Source organism: Psychrobacter arcticus 273-4, from assembly GCF_000012305.1.
Lineage (GTDB): Bacteria > Pseudomonadota > Gammaproteobacteria > Pseudomonadales > Moraxellaceae > Psychrobacter > Psychrobacter arcticus.
Genome location: NC_007204.1, coordinates 1 through 24166 on the forward strand (window position 1 = coordinate 1; position 24166 = coordinate 24166).

At 40.3% G+C, this 24166-nt stretch carries 19 protein-coding genes; 8 read left to right on the forward strand and 11 right to left on the reverse strand.

The window, feature by feature from the left end; all coding sequences use genetic code 11:
• Positions 1–519: 519 nt before the first annotated feature.
• The 5 genes from dnaA (at position 520) to PSYC_RS00035 (ending at position 8500) form a co-directional block, all read left to right on the forward strand.
• Positions 520–1965 (forward strand): chromosomal replication initiator protein DnaA, encoded by a 1446-nt coding sequence (dnaA, locus tag PSYC_RS00015; RefSeq protein WP_011279314.1) that lies wholly within the window; start codon positions 520–522, stop codon positions 1963–1965.
• Between the two features lie 159 nt (positions 1966–2124).
• Positions 2125–3300 carry a DNA polymerase III subunit beta gene (dnaN, locus tag PSYC_RS00020; protein ID WP_011279315.1) on the forward strand — a complete coding sequence of 392 codons (1176 nt, stop codon included), beginning with the start codon at positions 2125–2127 and terminating at the stop codon, positions 3298–3300.
• 162 nt (positions 3301–3462) lie between these two features.
• The gene (gene recF / locus PSYC_RS00025; RefSeq protein ID WP_011279316.1) at positions 3463–4677 is read left to right on the forward strand and encodes a DNA replication/repair protein RecF; all 1215 of its coding nucleotides are present in this window, start codon (positions 3463–3465) and stop codon (positions 4675–4677) included.
• 501 nt (positions 4678–5178) lie between these two features.
• Positions 5179–7794 (forward strand): DNA topoisomerase (ATP-hydrolyzing) subunit B, encoded by a 2616-nt coding sequence (gene gyrB, locus PSYC_RS00030; RefSeq protein ID WP_011279317.1) that lies wholly within the window; start codon positions 5179–5181, stop codon positions 7792–7794.
• A 124-nt stretch (positions 7795–7918) separates the two neighbouring features.
• Positions 7919–8500, forward strand: coding sequence for a manganese efflux pump MntP (locus tag PSYC_RS00035; protein ID WP_041757387.1), 582 nt, complete (start codon positions 7919–7921; stop codon positions 8498–8500).
• Positions 8501–8585: 85 nt separating this feature from the next.
• On the opposite strand, the gene PSYC_RS00040 is transcribed toward PSYC_RS00035, so the two are convergent.
• The 3 genes from PSYC_RS00040 to rlmF all read right to left on the reverse strand — a co-directional run bounded on the left by PSYC_RS00040 (position 8586) and on the right by rlmF (position 11215).
• Positions 8586–9509, reverse strand: coding sequence for an IS3 family transposase (locus tag PSYC_RS00040; protein WP_148201632.1), 924 nt, complete (start codon positions 9507–9509; stop codon positions 8586–8588).
• Complete coding sequence (locus PSYC_RS00045; RefSeq protein ID WP_011279320.1) at positions 9413–9931, reverse strand: helix-turn-helix domain-containing protein; 519 nt, start codon at positions 9929–9931, stop codon at positions 9413–9415. Before PSYC_RS00045 ends, PSYC_RS00040 begins: the two co-directional genes overlap by 97 nt.
• Before the next feature lie 246 nt (positions 9932–10177).
• Positions 10178–11215, reverse strand: a complete 1038-nt coding sequence (gene rlmF / locus PSYC_RS00050) for a 23S rRNA (adenine(1618)-N(6))-methyltransferase RlmF (protein WP_011279321.1) — start codon at positions 11213–11215, stop codon at positions 10178–10180.
• A gap of 605 nt (positions 11216–11820) precedes the next feature.
• Between rlmF and guaA the strand changes: the two genes are divergently transcribed.
• On the forward strand, positions 11821–13416 hold the full coding sequence (gene guaA / locus PSYC_RS00055; protein WP_041757390.1) for a glutamine-hydrolyzing GMP synthase: 1596 nt from the start codon (positions 11821–11823) through the stop codon (positions 13414–13416).
• A gap of 156 nt (positions 13417–13572) precedes the next feature.
• Positions 13573–14865, forward strand: a complete 1293-nt coding sequence (locus tag PSYC_RS00060) for a hypothetical protein (RefSeq protein WP_011279323.1) — start codon at positions 13573–13575, stop codon at positions 14863–14865.
• A 127-nt stretch (positions 14866–14992) separates the two neighbouring features.
• Here PSYC_RS00060 and PSYC_RS00065 read toward each other — a convergent pair whose 3' ends face one another.
• The 5 genes from PSYC_RS00065 to PSYC_RS00085 form a co-directional block, all read right to left on the reverse strand.
• The gene (locus tag PSYC_RS00065; protein WP_011279324.1) at positions 14993–15997 is read right to left on the reverse strand and encodes a YhdH/YhfP family quinone oxidoreductase; all 1005 of its coding nucleotides are present in this window, start codon (positions 15995–15997) and stop codon (positions 14993–14995) included.
• 223 nt (positions 15998–16220) lie between these two features.
• Positions 16221–17198, reverse strand: coding sequence for a zinc-binding dehydrogenase (locus PSYC_RS00070; RefSeq protein WP_011279325.1), 978 nt, complete (start codon positions 17196–17198; stop codon positions 16221–16223).
• Positions 17199–17340: 142 nt separating this feature from the next.
• Positions 17341–17595: a DUF2798 domain-containing protein gene (locus PSYC_RS00075; RefSeq protein ID WP_011279326.1), complete on the reverse strand. Its 255-nt coding sequence runs from the start codon at positions 17593–17595 to the stop codon at positions 17341–17343.
• Positions 17596–18118: 523 nt separating this feature from the next.
• Positions 18119–19162, reverse strand: coding sequence for an NAD(P)H-dependent flavin oxidoreductase (locus tag PSYC_RS00080; RefSeq protein WP_011279327.1), 1044 nt, complete (start codon positions 19160–19162; stop codon positions 18119–18121).
• Positions 19163–19334: 172 nt separating this feature from the next.
• Positions 19335–20594 carry a hypothetical protein gene (locus PSYC_RS00085; protein ID WP_148201633.1) on the reverse strand — a complete coding sequence of 420 codons (1260 nt, stop codon included), beginning with the start codon at positions 20592–20594 and terminating at the stop codon, positions 19335–19337.
• A 39-nt stretch (positions 20595–20633) separates the two neighbouring features.
• On the opposite strand from PSYC_RS00085, the gene PSYC_RS00095 reads away from it, so the two are divergent.
• Positions 20634–21799, forward strand: a protein-coding gene (locus tag PSYC_RS00095) for an IS3-like element ISPar1 family transposase (RefSeq protein WP_148201634.1) whose coding sequence is annotated in 2 segments (ribosomal slippage) — positions 20634–20892 and positions 20892–21799 — 1167 coding nt in all. Because the reading frame shifts where the segments join, the coding sequence is not laid out codon by codon here.
• Here the strand turns inward: PSYC_RS00095 and PSYC_RS00100 are convergent.
• The 3 genes from PSYC_RS00100 to PSYC_RS00110 are packed head-to-tail and all read right to left on the reverse strand — an operon-like array spanning position 21800 to position 23997.
• Positions 21800–22450 carry an ATP-binding protein gene (locus PSYC_RS00100; RefSeq protein WP_011279331.1) on the reverse strand — a complete coding sequence of 217 codons (651 nt, stop codon included), beginning with the start codon at positions 22448–22450 and terminating at the stop codon, positions 21800–21802.
• Positions 22443–22952: an ABC-three component system middle component 2 gene (locus PSYC_RS00105; RefSeq protein WP_011279332.1), complete on the reverse strand. Its 510-nt coding sequence runs from the start codon at positions 22950–22952 to the stop codon at positions 22443–22445. The genes PSYC_RS00100 and PSYC_RS00105 overlap by 8 nt, the downstream gene beginning before the upstream one ends.
• Positions 22945–23997, reverse strand: a complete 1053-nt coding sequence (locus PSYC_RS00110) for an ABC-three component system protein (protein ID WP_011279333.1) — start codon at positions 23995–23997, stop codon at positions 22945–22947. Before PSYC_RS00110 ends, PSYC_RS00105 begins: the two co-directional genes overlap by 8 nt.
• Between the last annotated feature and the right edge of the window lie 169 nt (positions 23998–24166).

Here is a 24166-nt window from a genome sequence, read left to right on the forward strand (position 1 = left end):
TTACAGAGGATATTTAACTTCTTAAATATCCTCTGTAAAATTGATCAATCCTTTACTGTAAATCTTATTACCTAGTCTAAAAATAACCCATATTATTGGCGATAATTTTCAAGTTATCCACAATTTTTGGCGAATCTTATAATAATTAATTGATTAATATATATAGATATTGTTGTTATTGGGGGACTGTTTTTCTGTGGTTAAGTGTTAATTTACCTTTATAATCAAAACTATAGACTATGGGTAACCCTGTGTATAACCTGTTGGTGGAATATGGATAACTCACAATCCTTATTTATCCACAAAACTATCCACAGCCTTATCCCCAAAAAACAAGGTGTTATCCACAGGGGTTTGTGTTAGATTAGCCACCAACTGGATGTATGATTTCAAGTGCTCTGACTATAGAGACTCTTAGCTAAGAAAAAAGTTACTCTATGAGTAAGGATTCACTGATTTTCACAATAAAAAAATTGTTTTTTTGACAAAATATTTTGGACTATAGGGTTAGTAATTTTCATGATAGACACAGCAAATATTTGGGATAAATGCTTAAACGACTTACGGTATCATGTTAAAGATAACGTGTTTACCATGTGGTTAAGGCCGCTATCCGCTCATCAAGAAAATAATAGTTTGATTATTCTTGCACCTAATGATTACTTTGTAACTTATATTAAAAAGAATCACTTAGAGGATATTCAGCAGCTGGTTACTAAGCATAGTCAAGGAAGTATTGAGGAAGTTATTGTACGTGTTGATAATGCTGGTCGTGATACCGATGATGGTAGTTCGCTACAATCAGGATCTTTATTTGCAGAAGATGCCCTCCCCTCTTCTCCTGCAGATTATAAATTCGAAACCATCCATCATAATAATGCCAAAGCAGATATCGACGCCAATATGCGTCATGCAGAAATGGTTGACTCTGCTGATGCAAAATCCTTAAGTTATTTAAATCCTGACTTTACCTTTGAGACTTTTGTCACAGGTAAGTCTAATAACCTTGCTTATAAGGCTTGTTATGAGCTTGGCAAACGTCAATCAAAAAACCGTCATAACCCTTTATTTATATATGGACCTTCGGGTTTGGGAAAAACGCATTTAATGCATTCTGTAGCTCATCGCTATTTAAAAAATAATCAGACTTTTTATTATTTCACTTCTGAAAAATTTATTAATCAATTGGTTTATTCATTAAGAAATAATAAAATAGAAGATTTTAAAAAGAAAATTAAAAAAGTAGATTTATTAATTGTAGATGATATTCATGTACTGGCTGGAAAGACAAAAAGCAGTAATGAATTTTTAACATTATTTGCAGATTTTACCAGCGGTGATAAACAATTGATTTTGGCTTCAGATAGGCATCCATCACAGATGACCGAATTTGATGAACGTTTTAGATCACGTTTTTCTTGGGGGTTGACGGTTGCTGTAGATCCACCTGAGATTGATACACGGGTACAAATTCTACAGAAAAAAGCAGCATCTTATGGCATGAGCCTTCCTAAAGAATGTGCGTTATTCATCGCTCAAAACGTCGTCTCTAACGTGAGACGTTTAGAAGGTGCATTGAACCAAGTCTTTGCTAATGCCAATTTAACAGGCGCTCCAATCACGCTTGAGATGGTGCAATACGCGCTAAAAGACATCGTTGCAATGCGCGTACAAGCCGTTAATATGGATAATATCCGTAAAGTGGTCGCTGAATATTATGATGTAACGATTAAAGATATGTTGGGACGCAAACGTACGCGTAGTATTGCTAGACCACGCCAAATAGCGATGGCACTATCACGGGAGTTGACTAGCGAGAGCTTTCCTGAGATTGGACAATCCTTTGGTGGACGTGACCATACGACAGTGATGCATGCTTGCGACAAGGTCAATGAGCTGCGAGCAGCAGACCCAGCGTTTGACAAGGATTACAAGACGCTAGCATTGATGTTGCAAGCGGGTTAGAAGGCTTTGCTATCACTATATTTTAGTGGGTAGATATGGTTTATAATATTGAAAATAAGCATACACAGACACCCAATGGATTATCGTCAGTAGACAAGGTGTTATTAAGCCATTATTTTATTTTTTTATAAAAAATCATTTAAATAAGAGTAACTAAGCATGCAATTATCGATCAATCGAGAGTCGTTACTAAAAGCCATTAACTTGATCGCCAAGGCTGCTGATAAACGCCACAATATGGTTATCTTGGGTAATATCAAGTTACAATTGTCTGAGTCAGAGCTGGTGTTAACGGCTTCTGATTTAGAAGTAGAGCTGACATCGACGTTGAAATTGCCTGCTGGCGCTTGTGTGCAAGCAGGTACAACGACGTTACCTGCGACTAAATTACGAGATATTTGTAAATCATTACCTGCTCAAGCCCAAGTAAATCTGACCACTCAAGAAAACGAGCGCTGCTTACTGACCAGTGGTAAAAGTCGTTTTACCTTGGGCACATTGCCTAGCGAAGACTATCCAAGTTTGGGTAACCCTGAAAATATCACGCCATTAACTATTAGCCGTAGCCGCCTTATTGATTTGATTCATAAGACTCAATTTGCGATGGCGATTCAAGATGTACGCTATTATTTAACAGGTATGTTGTTTGATGTATCGCAGCAGCAACTAACGACCGTTGCGACCGATGGACATAGACTGGCATTAGCACGTAGCGTTATCGATGTGAATGCTGATTTGAATATGCAGGCTATTTTGCCCCGTAAAGCGGTAATTGAGCTTGAACGTTTAGCTTCTGAGCTGGGTAAGATGCTTGGCGACCAAGATAATGCAGTTACCTTAAGTTTCGGTCGTGAGTTTCTGCAAGTAAGTTTGCCGTTCGGTGATGTGGATAGTGCCGGTCAGACCAGTCAAAATCTCATGGTGACTTTTACTGCGCGTCTGATCGATGGTAAATTCCCTGATTATCGCCGTGTGATGCCTAGTAATACCGATAAGCTGGCCTTATTCAATCAAGAGAAAATGATGGATGTGCTGCGCCGCGTAGCGATTTTAAGTAATGAAAAATCTCGCGGCGTGGTGTTTAATTTTGCAAGTGATGGCATGGTAGAAGTACGCGCTAATAATGCTGAGCAAGATGAAGCGGTTGAGATGATACAAGCCAAGTATCAAGGTGAACCAATGGAGCTGTCATTTAATGCCGCTTATTTACAAGACGTGCTGGGTGTTATCCAAGGTGATTTACAAATGCATATGAGTCAATCAAATGCGTCGGTATTGGTTAATCAGTTAAATGATGAGTTCCATCAGTATGTCATTATGCCAATGCGTATTTAGTCTGCTATTTAAAAAGATTGGGTGGTTAGGCTTTAACGCAAAATTTGAGTAGCTTTTCAAGCTCAAAATTGCTTTATAAGCTTAAAATTTAGTTCCTTATATTTATATTTTTAATGGTCTTTTGTTTATTAAAAAATAACTCTATAGGCGGCTGTCGGTATTATGATTGAACGTCTACAAATCTCATATTTGCGTAATTTAACGCCCATCAATTTAGCACCTGCTGCTTGCAACGTCATTATCGGCGCTAATGGCAGCGGTAAAACCTCGCTACTTGAAGGTATGTTTTTGCTATCAAGAGGTAAGAGTTTCCGCCACAATCAGCCCAAACGCTATATTCAGCATCATAAAGACGCCGCAACTGTACATGCTAAACTTAGTGATGGCCGTACTTTGGCTATCCAAAAGCAAGCAGACGCTACGACAATTTTACGTCTCAATCAAACCACGGTATACAATCAAAGTATTTTAACGGAGCAGCTTCCTACCTTGCTTATAGATCCATCGACGATGGACATGCTAGAGCAGGGCAGTGCCAGTCGTCGGCAGTTATTAGATTGGTTGGTGTTTCACATGAAACAAGGTTTTCATCCACAGTGGATTGCGTATCAGCGCTTATTAAAACAGCGCAATAGTTTACTCAAACAACGACGTCATTTGACTCACGTTCAGCTTGCTGAGCTTAGAGCTTGGGACAAAGGACTTGCCAGTCATGCAGCGCTGATTCATCACTACCGTGAAGCTATATTTGAAGCTTGGCAACCTTATTTTTCTGAGAGCATTGCACAGTTATTGCCTGCTTATGCTGAGCAATTAAGCTTGAGCTACAATGCGGGCTACGATACGAGTGTAGCGCTCGATATACAGCTTAATGAGCGCTTAGATCAGGATTTACAGTTGGGTTATACGCGTATTGGTAATCACCGCGCTGACATCCATGTGCATTGGCGCTCTATAAGACCAATACATAAGGCTAATGAGCACCTAAACTCACCTTTAGCAGCAGCAGCGGATTCGACTTTTAAGTTACCTATTTTGAAAGAGCAAGCGGCCAACATTTTGTCTCGTGGAGAGAAAAAATTGTTGATTACGGCATTGCGCTTATCACAATTACCACTTTTGCTTAACACTGGGAATGATCTAGAGGCATCTGTTAATGACGCTAAATTAAGCGCTACACCAGTGGTATTACTAGATGATATCACCGCAGAGCTGGATGATAGGGCGATAGAGATTTTATTATCAACCTTAGCACAGTTGCCATGCCAGGTATTTATGACCAGTTTGACCGATAGTATTTTACCTTTAGTGTATGAGTATTGGGAAAAACCCCAAGTGTTTCACATGAAACAAGGTAGTATTTTACCAGCTCAGTAGCTTTTATTAGGGTAATGATATCTTCGTTATTAATCCTTATTTTACGTCCTTAAGCGACCGTCTCCTTGCATACTTTACCCTCGTTTCATTCCACATTCTATTACTCATAAAACGTTCCCTAAACAGTGACTTACAGGCAAAAAAATGCTAAAATAGGGCTTTATTTTTGTCCTGTTCTCAGCAAGTTATCTTACCGTTTTATATAGAGGTTTATTATTGGTTGTAAGTGATTAAGTGATTGATAATTATAAAATTAATATAATTTCTATTAGGCTTTATGGTTTTAGAGGAAATCGCAGTAGGGGTTAAATAGAGTATGCCAACCTGACGTATTTTTAAATCTGGTTTTTTGCCTTGCTATCACCTTTTGAAAAACTTAAGTCAACCGTAATAAAGACAGAATTTGAGTAAAAAAACGATATTGTAGATAGCATCATTAAGTATCACCACTGTGGTGAGCTGATGATAAATAGCTGATAATGGCTAGATCAAGGAATGCACATGAGTGATTCATTACCTACCGACCACCAGCAACTAACGTCAGACAGCGTAGTTGAGACTATTGCCGCCGCTGTCGTTCCTGAGGTATTACCCTCTGATTATAGCTCGAAAGACATTCGAGTACTGCGCGGACTAGAAGCGGTGCGCGTGCGTCCTGGCATGTATATTGGTGATACCGATGATGGTACCGGCTTGCATCATATGGTCTTTGAGGTGGTAGATAACTCTATCGATGAAGCGCTTGCTGGTCATTGTGATCAAATTGATATCATTATTCACGAAGATGAATCTGTGAGCGTAATGGATAATGGTCGTGGTGTCCCTGTCGATATTCACCCAGAAGAAGGTGTGTCTGCAGCACAGGTTATTATGACGGTACTGCATGCTGGTGGTAAGTTTGATGACAACAGCTATAAAGTATCTGGCGGTCTGCATGGTGTTGGCGTTTCTGTCGTTAATGCATTGTCCAAAAAGCTTGAGATGAATATCTGGCGTGAAGGCTATCATCATCATCAGACTTATACTGATGGCGTGCCTGACAGCGATATTCAGCAAATGGAAGCGACAGATCAAACAGGCACACAAATCCGTTTTTACCCTAGCAATGACGTGTTTACTGGTACTATTTTTGAATATGATATTTTAGCCAAACGTTTACGTGAGTTGTCATTTTTAAACTCAGGTGTACGTATTGTCTTGACTGATGAGCGTATTGACAAGCGTCATGAGTTTGAGCACAAAGGTGGTTTGTCAGAGTTTGTCAGCTACATCAATGCTGGGAAAGATGGCATCAATGATGTGTTCCATTTTATCAGTAATCAAGAAGATGGTATTAGTGTCGAAGTGGCACTACAGTGGACAGACACTTATAATGAAAAGGTGTTTTGTTTCACCAATAATATTCCGCAGCGCGATGGTGGCACGCATTTATCTGGCTTTCGCTCAGCGTTGACGCGTTGTTTGAATACCTATATGGATCGCGAAAATCTCTTCAAAAAAGAGAAAGTGGTGGCGACTGGTGATGATGCGCGTGAAGGTTTAACGGCTATCGTATCCGTCAAAGTTCCTGATCCTAAGTTTTCGAGTCAAACCAAAGATAAATTGGTATCAAGTGAAGTGAAATCTGCTGTCGAATCAGCGATGCACGATAAGTTTAATGATTATCTGCAAGAGAACCCAAGCGCTGGTAAATTGATTGCCGGTAAAATTATTGATGCTGCTCGTGCTCGTGACGCCGCTCGTAAAGCGCGTGAGATGACTCGTCGTAAGACTACGTTAGATATCGCAGGTCTGCCGGGTAAATTGGCGGATTGCCAAGAAAAAGATCCAGCATTGTCAGAGTTGTACATTGTGGAAGGGGATTCTGCTGGCGGTTCAGCCAAGCAAGGTCGTAGCCGTAAAACGCAGGCAATTTTACCACTAAAAGGTAAAATTCTAAACGTCGAACGCGCGCGTTTTGACAAGATGTTATCGTCACAGGAAGTGGGTAACCTGATTACTGCGCTTGGTTGCGGTATTGGACCCGATGAATATAATCCTGATAAAGTTCGCTATCATAAAATTATCATCATGACCGATGCGGACGTTGATGGCTCACACATTCGTACGTTGCTACTGACGTTCTTCTTCCGTCAAACGCCTGAATTGATTGAGCGTGGTTATATTTATATCGCTCAACCACCACTTTATAAAGTCAAAAAAGGTCGTCAAGAACTGTATCTAAAAGACGATGAAGCGCTTAAAGCTTATTTATTATCATCAACGATTGATAATACTAGGCTGCATATCAGTGCGGATGCGCCGGCGATTACTGGTCAAGCGTTAGAGACATTGTTAAACGACTATAACCAAACCCAGCTAATCAAAGCGCGTTTGCAGATTCGTTATCCAGCCGTGTTATTAGATGCATTGACGCATACGCCGAAACTTAGTACTGATATGACGTACGATAAAGATGCGATGCAAGCTTGGAAAGACACGCTACAAACTCAGCTTGAACATTTTGGTAGTGACTTAAACCCTGAGATTGAATTGGTCAATATCCATGCACCGCAGCCAAAAAATATGGACGCCGCTGCTGCCGATTTATTGGGTATGAAGCCTGTTGTTGAAGTTGAAGAAGGTAATAGTTCTGAAGCGGAAGCACCGTCAATAAAAGCACAATGGCTGCCACGTATTACCGTTTATGTGCATCAGTTGGCACATCATTACTTGCTTGATGCCAGCTTTATCAATTCGGGTGAGTATACTAAGCTGCTGCGTTTATCAGCTGAATGGAATACCTTGCTTGATGTAGATGCTTTTATCCGCCGTGAAGCCACAGCGGGTACGAGCAAAGATATCCCCGTACGTGACTTTGATTATTTATGGCAGCAAATGATGCTTGATGCCCGCCGCGGTCTAGCAATTCAGCGCTATAAAGGGTTGGGCGAGATGAATGCTGATCAGCTTTGGGATACTACTATGGATCCTGAAAACCGCCGTATGCTGCGCGTCAATATCGAAGATGCTATTGCAGCGGATCATATGTTCACCTGTTTGATGGGTGACCATGTAGAGCCGCGTCGTATCTTTATCGAAGAAAATGCGTTGACGGTTTCTAACTTAGATATCTAAATGGCATAATATTGTGAATCAATGAAAAACCACCGCATTGGTTACCAAAGCGGTGGTTTTTTAATGTTAATCTTGTTTCACGTGAAACTTAATTGAATAAATGCTTTAAATAATGGATATAGAAATGATCGAAGTTATTTTACTAGCGATAGCCTTGGCAATGGATGCGTTTGCGGTATCAATTGGCTTGGGCGCTAAGTCCCAAAAACAATCGTCTGCTTATGTTCTACGTTTAGCTGTTTACGCAGCGCTGTATTTTGGTATCGCACAAGGTGTCATGCCGCTGATAGGTTATTTGTTGGGTGCAGTATTGCTAGGCTGGTTGGCGACTGCTGCACCGTGGATTGGCGGTGGTATTCTTATTGTGCTTGGCGCTAAGATGTTATATGAAGCTTTTAATGGTGAGATTGAAGCGGTACTAGAAGATGGTTTCGATGAAAATATACGAAAAAAAATCAACCATCGTATGATGTTTACACTGGCTATTGCCACCAGTATTGATGCGATGGCAGCAGGCTTCACCTTAAATTTACTAGCACTTAATGCATGGTTAGCGTGCTTAATCATCGCTATCGTCACTGCTGGATTTGGCTTTTTTGGCATCTATTTGGGTAAGTCTTCTGGAACTTGGCTTGAGGATAAAGCTGAAATATTAGGGGGGCTGGTGCTTATTGCGATCGGCGTAAAGGTTATGCTTTTTAGCTAATTACCTTGAGTATTTCAATTTATTTCCTCTATAAAAAAACACCGCTTTGGATTGAACTGACCCCCAAATCTTGGACGGTTTACGTTTATTTCAAAGACTGAGTTCTGTACTGTACAGGACTCAGTCCTTTTAGTTTAAGCTGAATACGTTCATGATTGTAGTAATGAATATACTCATGAATCTGTCTCTCTAAAGCTTCAATCGTTTTAGGCTTCTCAATATAGATAGTCTCACACTTTAGCGTACCGAAGAACCCCTCCATTAACGCATTATCCAAGCAGTTGCCTTTCCTGCTCATACTCTGTTTTATCTGATGCTTTTTAAGCATCTCCCTAAACGGCTTCATTTGATAATGCCATCCCTGATCAGAATGTAGCATTAATGTCTTATGACGATGTTTTCCAGTCTTGTCCAACGCCTTATCAAGCATTTGGCTTACCAAATCATAGGTTGGCCTTCTTGAGAGCGTATAACTGACTATCTCATTGTTATAACAATCGAGTATTGGCGATAAATATAACTTATGGTCACCTACCTTAAACTCAGTAATATCAGTGAGCCAACGTTTATGTGGTTTGCTTGCTTTAAACCGACGTTTTAAATAATTCTTTGCTATTTTACCTTGCTGTCCTTTATAGGAGCGGTACTTTTGTCTTCTTATCTTTGCACTGAGTGTCAACTGTTTCATGAGTTTGGCAATAAGCTTATGATTATGATGAACACCTAACTGTTTTAATGCGACAGTCATTCTACGATAGCCATATCTGCCTTTATGCTTGTGGTATAGCGCCGTGATACGCTGTTTTAAGTCAGCGTATTTATCTTTATCCCCTAGCATGGTTCTATGGTAGTAGAAACTGCTTTTCGGCATGTCTGCTACTTTTAGTAAGTTGGATAAAAGATGTTGCTGTCTTAATCCTTCGATGAGCCTTGCTTTGTCGCCGCTTGTTCCCTTTCCCTGAGCAAGGCATCGAGCTTTTTTAGGTAGGCGTTCTCTGCACGCAGGTATGCCAGTTCACGCTTTAATTCAGCAGGTGTTTTGTCGTCATCTGGTTTGTTTGTGATCACGGGCTTGGTCATGGCGCCTCTACCTTGTCGTTTGGGAGTGAGTCCAGACATACCATACTGTCGATACGCTTTATGCCAATGGCTGATAAGAGCGGGTGCGCTGATGTTGAACTTTAGTGCCGTCTCAGGTTGACTTAAACCTTGCTTTAACATGGTCGTTAATACTTGGTGTTTAAAGTCAGCACTGTAGACAGCTTTACTGGTTTTAGGTCTGATCGCTTCTATACCACCGCTTTGGTATTGCTTTACCCATTTGCGTACAAATTGGGGGTTTACTGCAAACTTTTTACCTGTAGCAAGTCCGGTATGTCCTTGCTTGTAGTATGCGATGATTTTGATCTTAAAGTCTAGATTGTAACGCATAAAAATACCCCATAAGTTGTGTCCAACTTATGGGGGTCAGTTCAGATACCAGAGCGGTGTTTTTTATTGTTTCACGTGAAACTATAGCTATAGTCGGTGAAAAGTAATATCGATACAACACGTACTACTAGTGCAAATTTTTCTTGCTTGCTGTGCCTACGCAGACAGAGGCTGCAAAAAATTTACACCAGCAATACTGTAGCGACTTTAAAGTATTTCAACTATATTTCTAACGCTAATTATTACTTACTCTTCATCAGTATTAAAACGCCATGCGAGTATACGAGTGCTTTTCTGACCTTGACTCATCTCTATGATGCGCATTTGGGCGACGCCAAGTTGTTTTAACAGCAATTGCATAGGCTTTACGTTTTCTGACTTAGATACCAGTGTGGTAAACCAGCCAACATGTTCAGCGAAGTCTTGACTCTCTTTTGCCATCTTGGTCAAAAAAGCAATCTCGCCGCCTTCACTCCACAGCTCTTTATGCTGACCACCAAAGTTTAAATTCTGTGCTGCATTGCCAGACTTTGTTGAGCTACGGCTGATTTGTTCGTTTTCATTCTTACCACGATGTCGTTGCAAATTATGCTGCTTACGGCTATTGGCTTCCATCGCTTCTTCTAATGAGGCATGAAACGGAGGGTTACACACCACCACATCAAAGTAATCTTGGCGACCAATAATATTAGCAAAAATGCGCTTAGGCTCAGGTTGTAGTTTTACTTTAACTGCGCTTTTTAGCTTGGGATTGGTTTCACAAATAAGCGCTGCAGTATTGACCGATATCGGATCAATATCTGAAGCCGTAAAGCGCCAACCATAACTTTGACTACCAACAATGGGATAAATCGCGCTGGCACCGGTACCAATATCAAGAGCGTGAATCTCTTTGCCAGTCGGTGGCGTATTATCCTTATTAACATGCGTCGTTTGCGCGAGCAGGTCGGCAATATAATGAATGTAATCAGCACGTCCTGGAATCGGCGGACATAGATAGCCTTCTGGAATATCCCAAAATTTAACACCGTAATAATGAGCCAATAATGCCTGATTAAGTACGCGCACAGCTGCACTGTCCGAGAAGTTAATCGTCGGCTCGCCCTTAGGGTTGGTGATGGTATGCTTAGCAAGCTCAGGTAACGCGTGAGTTAATGCCACAAAGTCATAGCGACCTTGGTGCGGATTGCGTGGATGCAGCTGACCGAGTTTTTTAGCAGTCTCAGGTGATCTGTTTCTGTGATTATTGGCGGTCGGGCGACGGGTCATAGGCTTACTTGTCATAGTATCGGGCTTTGATATGTGAATATAATGCACTATTTTAGCAGATTTCGCGAGTCACTAGCGTCTTATCGGCTACGTAAAATAAGATTTAATCCCAGTATTATCATCGCTGTATCCAATACGCGGTCTATCTAATGCTCAAAGCGCTGAAATCGTTGATGAATGGCAGGAGTAGAGAGCAGCATCACTACCGTGCTAAACCATGCTATTTGTAAGACCATCATCCATACACCATAAATAGCCAATTGCCAAAGCGGAATATTGGGTATAACTATAGTCGGTGAAAAGTAATATCGATACAATACGTACTACTGGTGCAAATTTTTCTTGCTTGCTGTGCCTACGCAGACAGAGGCGGCAAAAAATTTACACCAGCAATACGGTAGCGGGCTATCTAACTGCTGATAACAAAGTGGTCATACCATATAAGTCTGAATTTTTAATTAATTTAGCCTATCACAATATAGACGATTGTCTAAGATAAGAATGAACATAAGTACGATATAGTAAAGATAGTCAATAATAAACGCATATCTAACCGCCATTACATTACCGAAACTTGTTAAAATAGCGTACCAATTTATTTATTGATGGACACTTTGTTTATGACCACTGTAACTGCCACCCCCGCAATCAAAGAAGATCGCATCTTAATTCTCGATTTTGGCTCGCAGTACAGCCAGCTTATCGCCCGCCGTGTACGCGATTCAGGCGTATTCTGTGAGATGTTCCCTTACGATATCGACACCCAGCGCATCACTGATTTTGGCGCAAAAGGCATCATCTTATCTGGCGGTCCTGAGAGCGTTCACGCGGAAAACAGCCCACGCATTAACGATGCCGTATTTGAGCTAGGCGTACCCGTACTTGGTATCTGCTACGGTATGCAAGCAATGGCAGAGCGCTTCGGTGGTAAAGTTCACGCCAGTGATATCCATGAATTTGGCGCAGCGACCATTAATATCGATGGTAAATCGACGCTGACTAATGGCATCGAAGACGCAGCAGCGAAGCTCAATGTCTGGATGAGTCATGGTGATAAAGTGGTCGACGCCCCACAAGGCTTCGATATCGTTGCCAGTACGCCAAGCTGCCCGATTGCTATCATGGCTGACGATTCGCGCCACTATTATGGTCTTCAGTTCCACCCAGAAGTCACTCATACCGCCCAAGGTCAGGCATTGCTAGGACGTTTTGTCCATGAAATCTGTGACTGTGCGGGTAGCTGGACGCCCGATAACATCATCGATATGCGTATTGAACAGCTGAAAAAGCAAATCGGTGATAAGCAAGTATTGCTCGGTCTTTCAGGTGGTGTTGATAGTTCAGTCGTCGCGGCACTTTTGCATAAAGCCATTGGCGACCAATTAACGTGTGTGTTTGTTGATACTGGTCTGTTGCGTCTACACGAAGGCGACCAAGTGATGCAAATTTTCGCAGAAAACATGGGCGTAAAAGTCATTCGTGTTGATGCTGAAGAGTTATTCCTAACGGCATTGGCTGGCGAGTCTGACCCTGAAGCCAAGCGCAAAATTATTGGTAAAACCTTTATCGACGTCTTTGCCAATAGCGCCCGCGAAATCAGTGAGCAAAGCGATGGTAAAGTCATCGAATTCTTAGCGCAAGGGACGATTTATCCAGATGTGATTGAATCAGCGAAGTCGCATCAAGGTAAAGCGCACGTGATTAAGAGCCATCATAATGTTGGTGGTTTGCCAGATGATTTGGCATTTGAATTGGTTGAGCCGTTACGTGATTTGTTTAAAGATGAAGTGCGTAAATTAGGTATCACTCTTGGTTTACCTGCGAAGATGATTAACCGTCATCCGTTCCCAGGACCGGGTTTGGGTGTGCGTATCCTAGGCGAAGTGACCAAAGAATTCGCTGATATCCTGCGTTCTGCTGATGCTATCTTTATGGAAGAGTTAGAAAAATCAGGCTGGTATGAGAAGACCGCGCAAGCGTTTGCGGTATTCCAACCAATTAAATCGGTCGGCGTGGTCGGTGATGGTCGTCGTTATGCGTGGGTGATTGCGCTACGTGCGGTTGAGACCGTGGACTTTATGACCGCGCGTTTTGCTCATCTACCGTATGATTTGATTGAGACGGTATCGAATCGCATTATGAATGAGATCGCTGAAGTATCACGCGTGACTTATGATGTGTCGAGCAAGCCACCGGCTACTATTGAGTGGGAGTAATATCCTGCTTAATCTTTAGCTGACATAAAAAAACACTCAACTTGGTTGGGTGTTTTTTTTGGTTTGAATCTCTAAAGCTAAATTTTAGTTGATTATGTAGCCAATAGTCCCTAAATACTAACTAATTAAAACTGGCTAAAAAAGGGATGGATATCGATGGATAAGAAACAGCTTGAGGATATATTTAAACCATCGGTAATGGAAAGGATGAATGAGATCCAAAGACAAATAGACCCTTTACATCAGATTAGAAGTTCATCGAAAATTTCAGAAATGATGGGAAAAAATGCACGTGTAAGTTCAGTTGCTAATATTGGAGAAATTGCCAGAAAAGCATCTCAACAGTCTGGCTTAGATTTTGCCAGTTTTGAAAATCAAAGTACAATAGCAAGGTATGCTGATTTAGGTTTTCAAGACATGGTAGCGCTTCAAGATACGTTTCTTGAAGCGAGAAGAGGATTAAGTGCTTACTCTGATACTTTGTCTATGAAAGATAGAATGATACAAAGTATAGGGGGAAATAATGCATATAAAGACATGATGGCATCATTCAGTCAATTTAGAGAATCAATAGAACCATTGAAAGGCTCTTTCAATGCAGCTCGTGCTATATTCGAAACAAGCGAATCTTTTAAACTTGTAAAAGAGATACAGTCACAGGCAGCTTTAGTCAATTCCTTATCATCAGAGTATTCAAGTGTTTTCAAACAGTTTGAGTCATTACGCAACCTTGAATCTTTTAAAGCAATATCTAGACTTGAAAATTTCCCAAATGATAAAGTGTGGACACAAAACTATGATAAAGCACGTGAGATAACAGAAGACTCTTTAGCTGAAGCCAAAAATATAGATGCAAGTATAAGTGATGAAGTATCTTCTGTGGATGACTTCAATAAACTTTCTGAAGAAAGACAGAGTATTTTACTTAGCTTATACAGTAATTATTACTATCCAATAATATTAACCTACCTCGTAATAGGTATATGGTGGAACATTTTTTTAAATGAGAATTTAGATTTATCGAATAGAGTTTTTGTGTATTTCGAAAGTACAAAGGGTGTTTTCTCTTATTTAGGCACTAACTTTTATCTTCCAAGTTCAGGAGTAATAGATGGGCTCGTCGCAAGCTTTATTTACATGAAGTTTCCTGAATTTAAGAAAAACTCAAAAGACGTAGGAGTTAAAAAAGCGATAAAGATGCTTTTTTATTCTTCTGACTCTGTCATAAACCGTTCAATGCTTAAAGGGTGTCGAGTAATTACTGAAGATAATACTTATTTGAGAGAAAGTCATCATGCTGATGCTATAGGAATCGAAATTTTATCAAAAGGAACCATAGTAAGAGTAGTTGGAAAGGAAGGCAAATCTTGGCTACTAGTAGAACCTTTGTTTAATACAGAAATAGGTAAAGGATGGATTTTGAGAAGTGACACCATAACTTTTAAATAAGTATATATTATCGTTTATTTTTCATACGAAAGTTTTATCTACATTAGATTAAATTTAGAGAAAAAGGCAGCAATCCAAAGGGAGTGCTGCCTTTTCTTACAATATTTAGCTGTCAATATCCAAAACCCTAACCCCGCACATTCACCACATAACGACCCACGACTTGACTCGACATAAAGCGGTCTAAGTATTCTGGCGTTTGCTCTAAGGTGATTTCTTCGCCATAGCTCTCAAGATTGGGCAGTTTCATATCGGTGGCGACGCGCTCCCAGATAGCCTTTTTATCCGCCAGCGGAATATATACCGAGTCGATACCCAACAACGACACCGCTCTAGTGATAAACGGCATGACCGTCATCGAAAATTCAGCGCCGCCCGCTAGGCCACAACTAGTAACCACCCCGCCAGCTTTGGTCTGTTTAAGCAAGTTTGCCAAATAATCACCGCCGATCGTATCAATGGCATTGGCCCATAATTCACGGCCAATAGGTTTATTGCCGATTTCATTGATAGTATCGCGATGACGCACTTCGCTTGCTCCTAAGTCTTTTAGGTGCTCGCTTTGCTCAGGCTTCCCTGAGAACGCAATGACCTCATAGCCGAGTTGTTTTAAGATGGCGATACTGATGCTGCCCACACCGCCCGTTGCACCAGTGACGGCTACTGGACCATCGCTTGGTTTTGCACCCATTTTTTCTAGCTTTTGGACACTTAGTGCTGCGGTCAAGCCACCAGTACCATAAGTCATCGCTTCTTTTAGTGTCAGTGTTTCTGGGCACGCCAGCGCCCAATCTGCGGGTATAGATATCATTTGACTTAAGCCCCCATCGGTATTCATGCCCAAATCATAGCCAAATACCAATACTTCTTGCCCTGCGGTAAACGTGCCTGATTTGTCGCTGACGACGACGCCTGCTGCATCAATACCGGGGGTATGTGGATATTGTTTGGTGATCCTTTTATTACCCGATGCCGACATCGCGTCTTTGAAATTTAATGATGAATAATGCACTTCGATTAATAGATCATTTTCAGGTAGGTCACTGACGCTGCGTTCTTGAATGCTTTTGCTAAAAGTGCCGTTAGTATTTTCTTCGACGACCAAAGCTTTAAACGTTCTGTGCTTAGACATAAAGCTATTCCTAATTAGATTTCTTTATAAAGATATTTATTTGCGAGTAGAGAAAAATGCTCGAAACCTTAAGATATAGTTGAAATACTTTAAAGTCGCTACCGTATTGCTGGTGTAAATTTTTTGCAGCCTCTGTCTGCGTAGGCACAGCAAGCAAGAAAAATTTGCACCAGTAGTACGTGTTGTATCGATATTAGTTTTCACCGACTATATAAAATGAACCTTAAGGTTTTAACAGCACTTTACCGTTCTTTTCTGACTGCATTTTCCCATCAACCGCTTTTAAAATATCCGACAAATCAAAAGTCGCTTCAGTCGGTAGTTTTAACTGACCATTTACCGCGCGCTCAATCAGCTCATCAACCAAGCGTTGCTTATTCTCAACGCTCATTTCTTGGCTAAGCTTACTGCCCCAAAAGCCTTTTAAGGTCGCTTGTTTAAAAATCATATCCGTAGGATTGAGCATCATCGGCTTACCTGACATCGCGCCAAACACTGCAAATGTTCCGCCATGACCGAGTAGTGATAATAAAGCACCACTGTCTTCGCCACCAACAGAGTCAACTGCTGCGCTGATTTTGTCATCGCCAAGGATGGATTTTACTTGGTCTTTCCAATCATCTTCTTCGGTATTGATATTGTTTTCGACCCCAATAGCTTCTAGCTCTGCTACCGCATCGCTACTGCGTACCACGTTAATGGTTTTTACGCCGCGCGCTGCTGCTAGCATAGCGAGTGACTTACCGACTGCGCCATTGGCGGCGTTCTGGATAACCCATTGACCAGCTTGTAAATCTAGGAACTCAAGCAACATCAAAGCGCTTAGTGGCATCGCAATCAATTGTGCTGCCATCTCATCGTCTAAGCTGTCGGGCATCGGGAATACCATGTCTTCCACAGCCACGAAATACTCTGCCCAAGTCGCTTGCACACTGGCTGCTGCGACACGTTGACCCACTTTTAATTCTTTGACGTCGCTGCCTACCGCATCGATGATACCAACCGCTTCACTACCACCGATGGCAGGCATTTCGGGTTTAAAGCCATATTTACCGCGAATGGTCAGCAAGTCATGATTGTGAATGGAAGCTAAGATGGTTTTGACGCGGACTTGATTGGCTTTGGGTTCTGGAGTAGGGCGATCACCGATGCTGAGTACTTCAGTTGGTTTGCCAAAATGGTCATAAGTTGCGCTACGCATGATAAATCCTTTATTTAGTTTTTAGATGTGTATCTAATAAGCGAATTGATTTACAGTCATCAACAGTAACAACTCTGCCTGTCAGTTATCAGTACTTGTTTGGTTAAGGAGCATTGTTATGTACTTATGGCAGTAGATATTTTTAATAAAACTCAATCCGACTAAGCACGTGCTCTTGCACAAAGTAGGCACAAACATAAGCACTTGGCCAAGCAAAGACAAAGGCTAGTCCCCACGAATGCATTAATTCCCCAAAGAAGCCGTCAACGAACCCTACTTTTACCAATAGCAGAGCGGATGAGATAATGAGTGACATCATCAGCGCCATCAGACCGGTAAAGATAAGACGGTAGTACTTGCGCCGCGCGCGTATTCTGATGATAGGGAAGTTTGTCATAATGTTGAGTTGTCCTGCATGGTGATAGTTACGCTCAATGAACGATGGTGAATAGCGTTATGAGGCGTCATTACTGACTATAGTTGAAATACTTTAAAGTCGCTACCGTATTGCTGGTGTAAATTTTTTGCAGCCTCTGTCTGCGTAGGCACAGCAAGCAAGAAAAATTTGCACCAGTAGTACGTGTTGTATCGATATTACTTTTCACCGACTATATGATATCGCATGCTGATGAGTGAATAAAATCGTTATTACCAATAGTAAGGTTCGTTATATTTTAAGAACCGTTATTTCGTTTCTAAAAATAAGGATATTCTGGAAAATACCCAACTAAAGGTGGTTAGTTTTGCTACGATACATGAAATTAACAACACACATAGAATAGGATATTTCGATGCTATTAAAACGCCTAGGACTTGCCGCTCTGTTAAGTTTTACAGTCGTCGGCTGTACCACCGCGCCTAATATTTATTGGGTATGAGCTATTGTAGGCTGGGTTAAAAATCAGCCTACGTCGATCAAACTAACTCTCTCTTACCAGTCGCTCTAGCAGTTCAACCGTGCGCTCTTGTCTGACCAAAGCGACGCCTTGTCCTGCCCATAAAGATTGATGTTCGGCATCGAGGTTTTTGGTTGCATGGGCACGCAAAAATTTGGTCATCGCATTTAACTGTGGGTAAGGTGGCAGCTTATGAGCGCTCTCAAATTTTGCAAAGTCACGCAGATAATCATTTAATAAACCGCGAGCCTGTTTCCCTGAGAATAATCTGGTTAAGCGCGTCTCAGAGCTGCGTTTATCTTGACTGGCATCGAGTAGCGCTTGTTTATAGATATCATTGATACCGCACTGATCGGTGGTCAAAAATGCTGTACCGAGTTGCGCAAGCTCAGCACCAGCTGTTTGTACTGCCTTGATAGCTTGTCTTGTCATAATGCCGCCCGCAGCAATCAAAGGAATATCGGTGCAGGCACGCGTTTGACTTATCAGCGTCAATAATCCCAATGGATCGTTTTCACTTTGCGGCAACCAACCACCGCGATGCCCACCAGCTTCTAAACCTTGTACACACACCGCATCTGCGCCAATATCTGCCCATGCTTTTGCTTCTAATGGATGATTGGCAGTACCGACGACCCGTGTGCCTAGACTCTGCAAACGCTGTACCTGCTCAGCGCTGATAATGCCAAAGGTAAAACTGGCGACAGGAACGGGATTGTCATAGAGCACTTGTAGCTGCTCTGCAAAGCTTAGCGCTGGGTGCTTCGGTAGAGTAACTTCGATGTTTTTCTCTTGATAATACTCGCTTAGCCAAGTAGGTATTTCGCTGTCCAAAGCACTAGATTCGTGCTCTGATAAAACCATCAGATTGATCATAAAAGGGCGATCGGTGAGCGATTTAATAGTGTTGATTTCACTGTTTAAAACGTCTGGCGCCGTCATGCCAGCCCCCAATGACCCTAATCCACCAAAATTACTGACCGTCGCTGCCAGCTCAGGTGTGGTTGCTCCTGCCATCGGTGCTTGAACGATAGGGTAGGTTAAATTGAGAGTGTTAAGTAAGGTCATGACCGGCGTCCTTGTTATTTTATGAGGAGGTTTGCATGACTTACTTTAACAGAACAGGATAAAGAGCGTGTTGGATAGTGTTTGTTTAGTTGCTGAATATAGGAATGAGTTTTGACTACGATTTTGTAGTTAAAATGTTTGACTACGAAGTTGTAGCTAAGTTATGAAAAAGCTAGATTACTGGAATAAAGCCATAGCGACCGGTGTTCTGATTTTTAGTAAACTCAATAATATGCATGCTTGATTTTAGATTTTCAGGCACATCTTCATTTTCGAAAATTATAACTTGTTCATTTTTAAATTCTAATAAAATATCATTAAAGAAATTATATTTTATATTTTTTTCTTTGCCTTCTATGTCAGGCTCAGGTTCTTTGAATACAACTAGGGGCGAGTCAACTATTACCAACCCTGGGTGTGGTAAATGTTTTTTAATACAGTATTTTAGAAGAGCAAGTGAAAAGGCTGTATATGTCAATGCTCTAACCCCCTTACCATAGGTTTTACGCTCGTGACCAGAGATAATATAGTCCCAGATTTTTGAGTCATAGTTAAATGTGATGCGAGTATTATCGAACAAACCCCACTCAATCAGTCTATATTCAATTTCTTTACACAAATCTTCTATTTTGTTATTTATCAATACATCGTTTTGATAGCTAGGTTCGGTCTTAGTAACAACTAAGTTTTGTATGTCTACTACTTTATTATTTAGATAATTAAGTCTTTCAATGTCTTTAAGAGTGTCTTTTTTTTCAAAAATTGTATCTTGCGTCGATTTCATATCACTGACTATTTTATTGATTTTAGGTTTTAAATTACCTTCAATTTTACTCTCAATTGATTCTAATTCTAATTCCTGTTTATCTAATGAAGAATTTAATTGATAAAGAACTTCTTGAACCTCATTCATCGTGAGATTTAATTCCTTTTTTAAGACTTCTATACTCTTAATTTCGTATAAGCAGGAACGTTCTATGATGTTAAAATCATATTGTTCAACAGCTGTTTTTTTTTGATGTTCAGGTAGTGATTCACAGAAGAAGCAATTAGTAGATGGTAAGCCGTCTAATTGAGTGTTTGCTTCAATTGTAGAGTTTAATCTCTCTAAATCAGATTTATACTTCTTTCCTAAAACCTCAAACCTTTCTAAGAGTACTTTTTTAGTATGTAGCGTGCTACTTAGGTACTGAGTGTTTTTCCACAGTTTTTGACGCTCTTTTTCCTGTAAAGTGATTTTGATCTTTAAAGGTACAGTTTGGTCTTCAAGACTTTTATAAAATGATTCCAACCTATTAATTTGCTCTTTTAATTCTAATAGGTTAGGAAAATCTTTTCCGCTAGAAAAATTTTGAATTATATCTTCTAACAATTCAATTTTAGCAGTTTGCTTAGCTTTAGATAGTTGAGCTATGCTGAAGAAACCGTACAAGTAAACTTGGTAAACTAAGCACAACAACAGGAGTTTACCATGACCAAGAAAATCAGAACCTATAGTGCAGAATTCAAAGCAGAAGCCGTCAAGAAGATAGCGGACAACGATGGGAATATTTCAGCGACTGCAAAGCAGCTTGGTATCGCCATGCAGACCTTATCTAATTGGCACAATAAAGCCAATCAAGGCAAACTTGAGGGAACAGCTCAATATGATCCTGAACTCATAGCAGTGATCGAAGAAAACAAACGCCTCAAACGACAGCTTAAAGTTGCCGAGGAGGAACGAGAGATCCTAAAAAAGGCGACGGCGTACTTTGCAAGGCACAGTTAGTGAGGTACGCCTTTATCAAAGATAACCAGCACTTCTTTAGCATCACCACTATGTGCCGCGTGCTAAGTGTTAAGCCATCAAGCTATTACGACTGGCTAAGTCGTGATCTCAGCGACCAACAGATACATCGCAATCAGTGTGAACTACTGGTTAAAGTCGCTCATACTGAGACCAAGCAGTGCTATGGCGTAGATCGACTGCATGCCCACCTAAGTGCGCAAGGGCACGATATCAGCCAATATATGGTTAGAAGCATCAAAGAAGAACATGGCATCAAATGCCGTCGCCACAAACGCTTTAAAGTCACCACCGACTCCAATCACAACAAGCTGGTCTATCCAAACGTACTGGATCAGAAGTTTGATGCCAGTCGCCCTAACCAAGCGTGGGTCAGTGACATCACCTATATTTGGACGCTTGAGGGCTGGTTGTATTTAGCGGGGGTTAAGGACTTATACACCAAAGAGCTTGTTGGATATGCCATCAATAAGCGCATGACTGCTGATTTGGTTTGCCGTGCACTTAATATGGCAATTAAGAATAAAGGGCCAAGCCAAGGGCTGACTGTGCATTCCGATAGAGGCAGCCAGTATTGTAGCCATGCGTACCATAATATTATCAAGCAGCATCATTTTAAAGGCTCAATGAGTGGCAAAGGTAATTGTTATGACAACGCACCCATAGAAAGCTTCTGGGGCACATTAAAGAATGAGCTGGTATATCATCAAGACTATAAAACAAGGTTTACAGCCATTACCGATATCATTAGATATATCGAGCTGTATTACAATCAGACTAGGATTCAAAAGGGCTTGGGCTATAAATCGCCAAGACAGGTGTGGTTTGACTTTTATCGTCATGCTGCGTAATTAAAATCTCCCAAGTTTAACTGTACGGATTTGACAGCAGGGGTCAAGTTTGTCATCTTCAATTGGTATTAGTTCTGAATCATCGATATTTGTTAACAGTAGTGAAAAAACAGACTTTGCCTTAGTTTCTGCTGTTTTACGAGAAGTAAATAGAGGAGATTTTTCGGTAATAATTTTTTCTTCATGTATCAAACAAAGATGAGCAAGGTCTCTAAAACTTAGATTATCTGTTGAATTTTTTTTATTCGTTCTTACTTTCTTATTTACTAACCCAGTCAATCTTAAAAGAAATAGTGAAATATTATCCTTGTTACTTTTAGAGTCTAGTTTAGGTTGTAGTATAAAGGTGTCATCACTCGTACTCACTGTGACAACACCAAATTTATGCAAAGCTCTCTTAAGATAATACTTTTTGTTGTCACCATTAGTTTTTATAGTTAAATGAACAGATTCATATAATTCCGCTTCTGGGATGCTCTTAGGGATTTCACCAGCACCAAACATATAGTCAATACAGTTTAAAATGAAAGACTTTCCAGTATTTGATGCACCAGTAATTACGTTCAAACCATCAGTAAAATTAACAACAGCAGGTCGTAAGCCTTCACCCTCTAGCGATAGGCTTAAGATTTTAAAGCCAAAATTAGTCATCGCTATTACCCTTAATGAGGTTTGTCTCACTGAAAGTATCAAAATGCCAGCTTTTAAGATTTTGATCAATTATTTGATTAAGCTCATTCTCTGTGAATTTTTTTAAATTTTCGCTCAACCAATCTGCTTTTTTCGTAAGGCTCATGGTGTAATTATTACTTAACAAATCTAAAAAATACCTCGAACTCTCACTAGCACTGTACTCGAAGCCTTGGTCAGATAAATTTAGCTCCACTAATCCTTTATGCATGTATAAGTGTAAACCTTTTTCTAAGTTGTTTCGTTTAATAAGTAGTTCCCCACTTCTAAAAGGGACTGGAGGATGTAGACTTTCTTCAGAGTCATTAGATAAATCTTTTGAGTGCACTAAAAAGTAGTCTAAAACTACGAGATCATGTAGTTTGTACGATTTAGGGTATGAAGATACTAAGATAACTAAAGCTCTTAAGCCCAACTCAACTTCACTATTAAAAGGATTTTTATTCAATGATATGTTATCCATTTTTCGCCCATGCTATTGATTCATTGTCATTTGCTAACTGATGACAGATGCCACCCCTGTCATTAACCATTAAGCAGTCAATTAAAGCATGTGAAGTTATTTGAAGAGCACGAGCTACTTTTACTACTTCAAGCAATCTAAGATATCCGTTAGCATGTACAGGGTTTCGTATTTCATCTTTTATTCCATTTAAAAATTCTTGTTGTAGCAACTTGAATTCATTTTCTGGTAGTGCATCTCTGGAGAATCGTTTTAAAGCTTCTGCACTGTAAAACTGTATTCTAGAATCTTTGTAATGTTCGGTAAGATCAATGTCTGTAACGTCATCTATAGTAGATATATCTTGTTTATTAAAATCACTGTATGCTTGAAGAATTTTTTTTAAATATTCGCTCTCTTCAGAAGTTGATTTTATAGGAGGTTCAGGAGGAATTTCTCGTTTAGGTAGACCACCACCAAAACGAGTTATAAAATGGGGAGTTTTTCTGTGTTGTTCAATGATAGTAAGAGGTGTAACGTAACCAAAAATTGAAAAGTCGATTTTTTCTAGTTGTGGCTCCATATCGCTTAATTTAATTAGACAGTTCTGTGTTATTTTATCTTTGCAATATTTGTCCCAATTCTCTCGAAGACCTTGAACAAGTTTTCTTGGGTTTTTTAGTAAGTCTGATAACGATGTCCCAACACCTAAAGGTGCAATAAAAAAATACTTTCTAGGACAAGTAAAATCTCCTATAGCAGTGTAATAAACAAGCTTACCTATTTCAGTCCATATATCACTAGGTCGTAAGGAATGACCATAATGTTTACACTGATAGTTATCCCATATCTCTGCGTTTTCTAATTGAGCTACAATATCCCGACCTTTATCACCTGCACCACCAAGTCTTTCAACTTTAAAGTATTCTTTTTTTAAGCTATCTGTCCATTCTTCGATGAACTCCTCCCACTCATCAGCGTTCATAATTCTGAGTCTTTGAGCTGGAGATATATGCTTACCAGTTTCAATATCTTTTGAGGTTATAATTCTTGTAGGGGTGCTCATGTGAAATACACTATCCGTATTTGGTAAAGTATTCTGTAAACTACTTTATATCACATAGTTTCTACATAATAAACAAACGTAGATTAATTACACAGAAAATGGGCCAGTTCCATAAACTATCAAAAAGATAATTAAGAAAACCGACCCATTTTTCTAAACTAATTGTTTA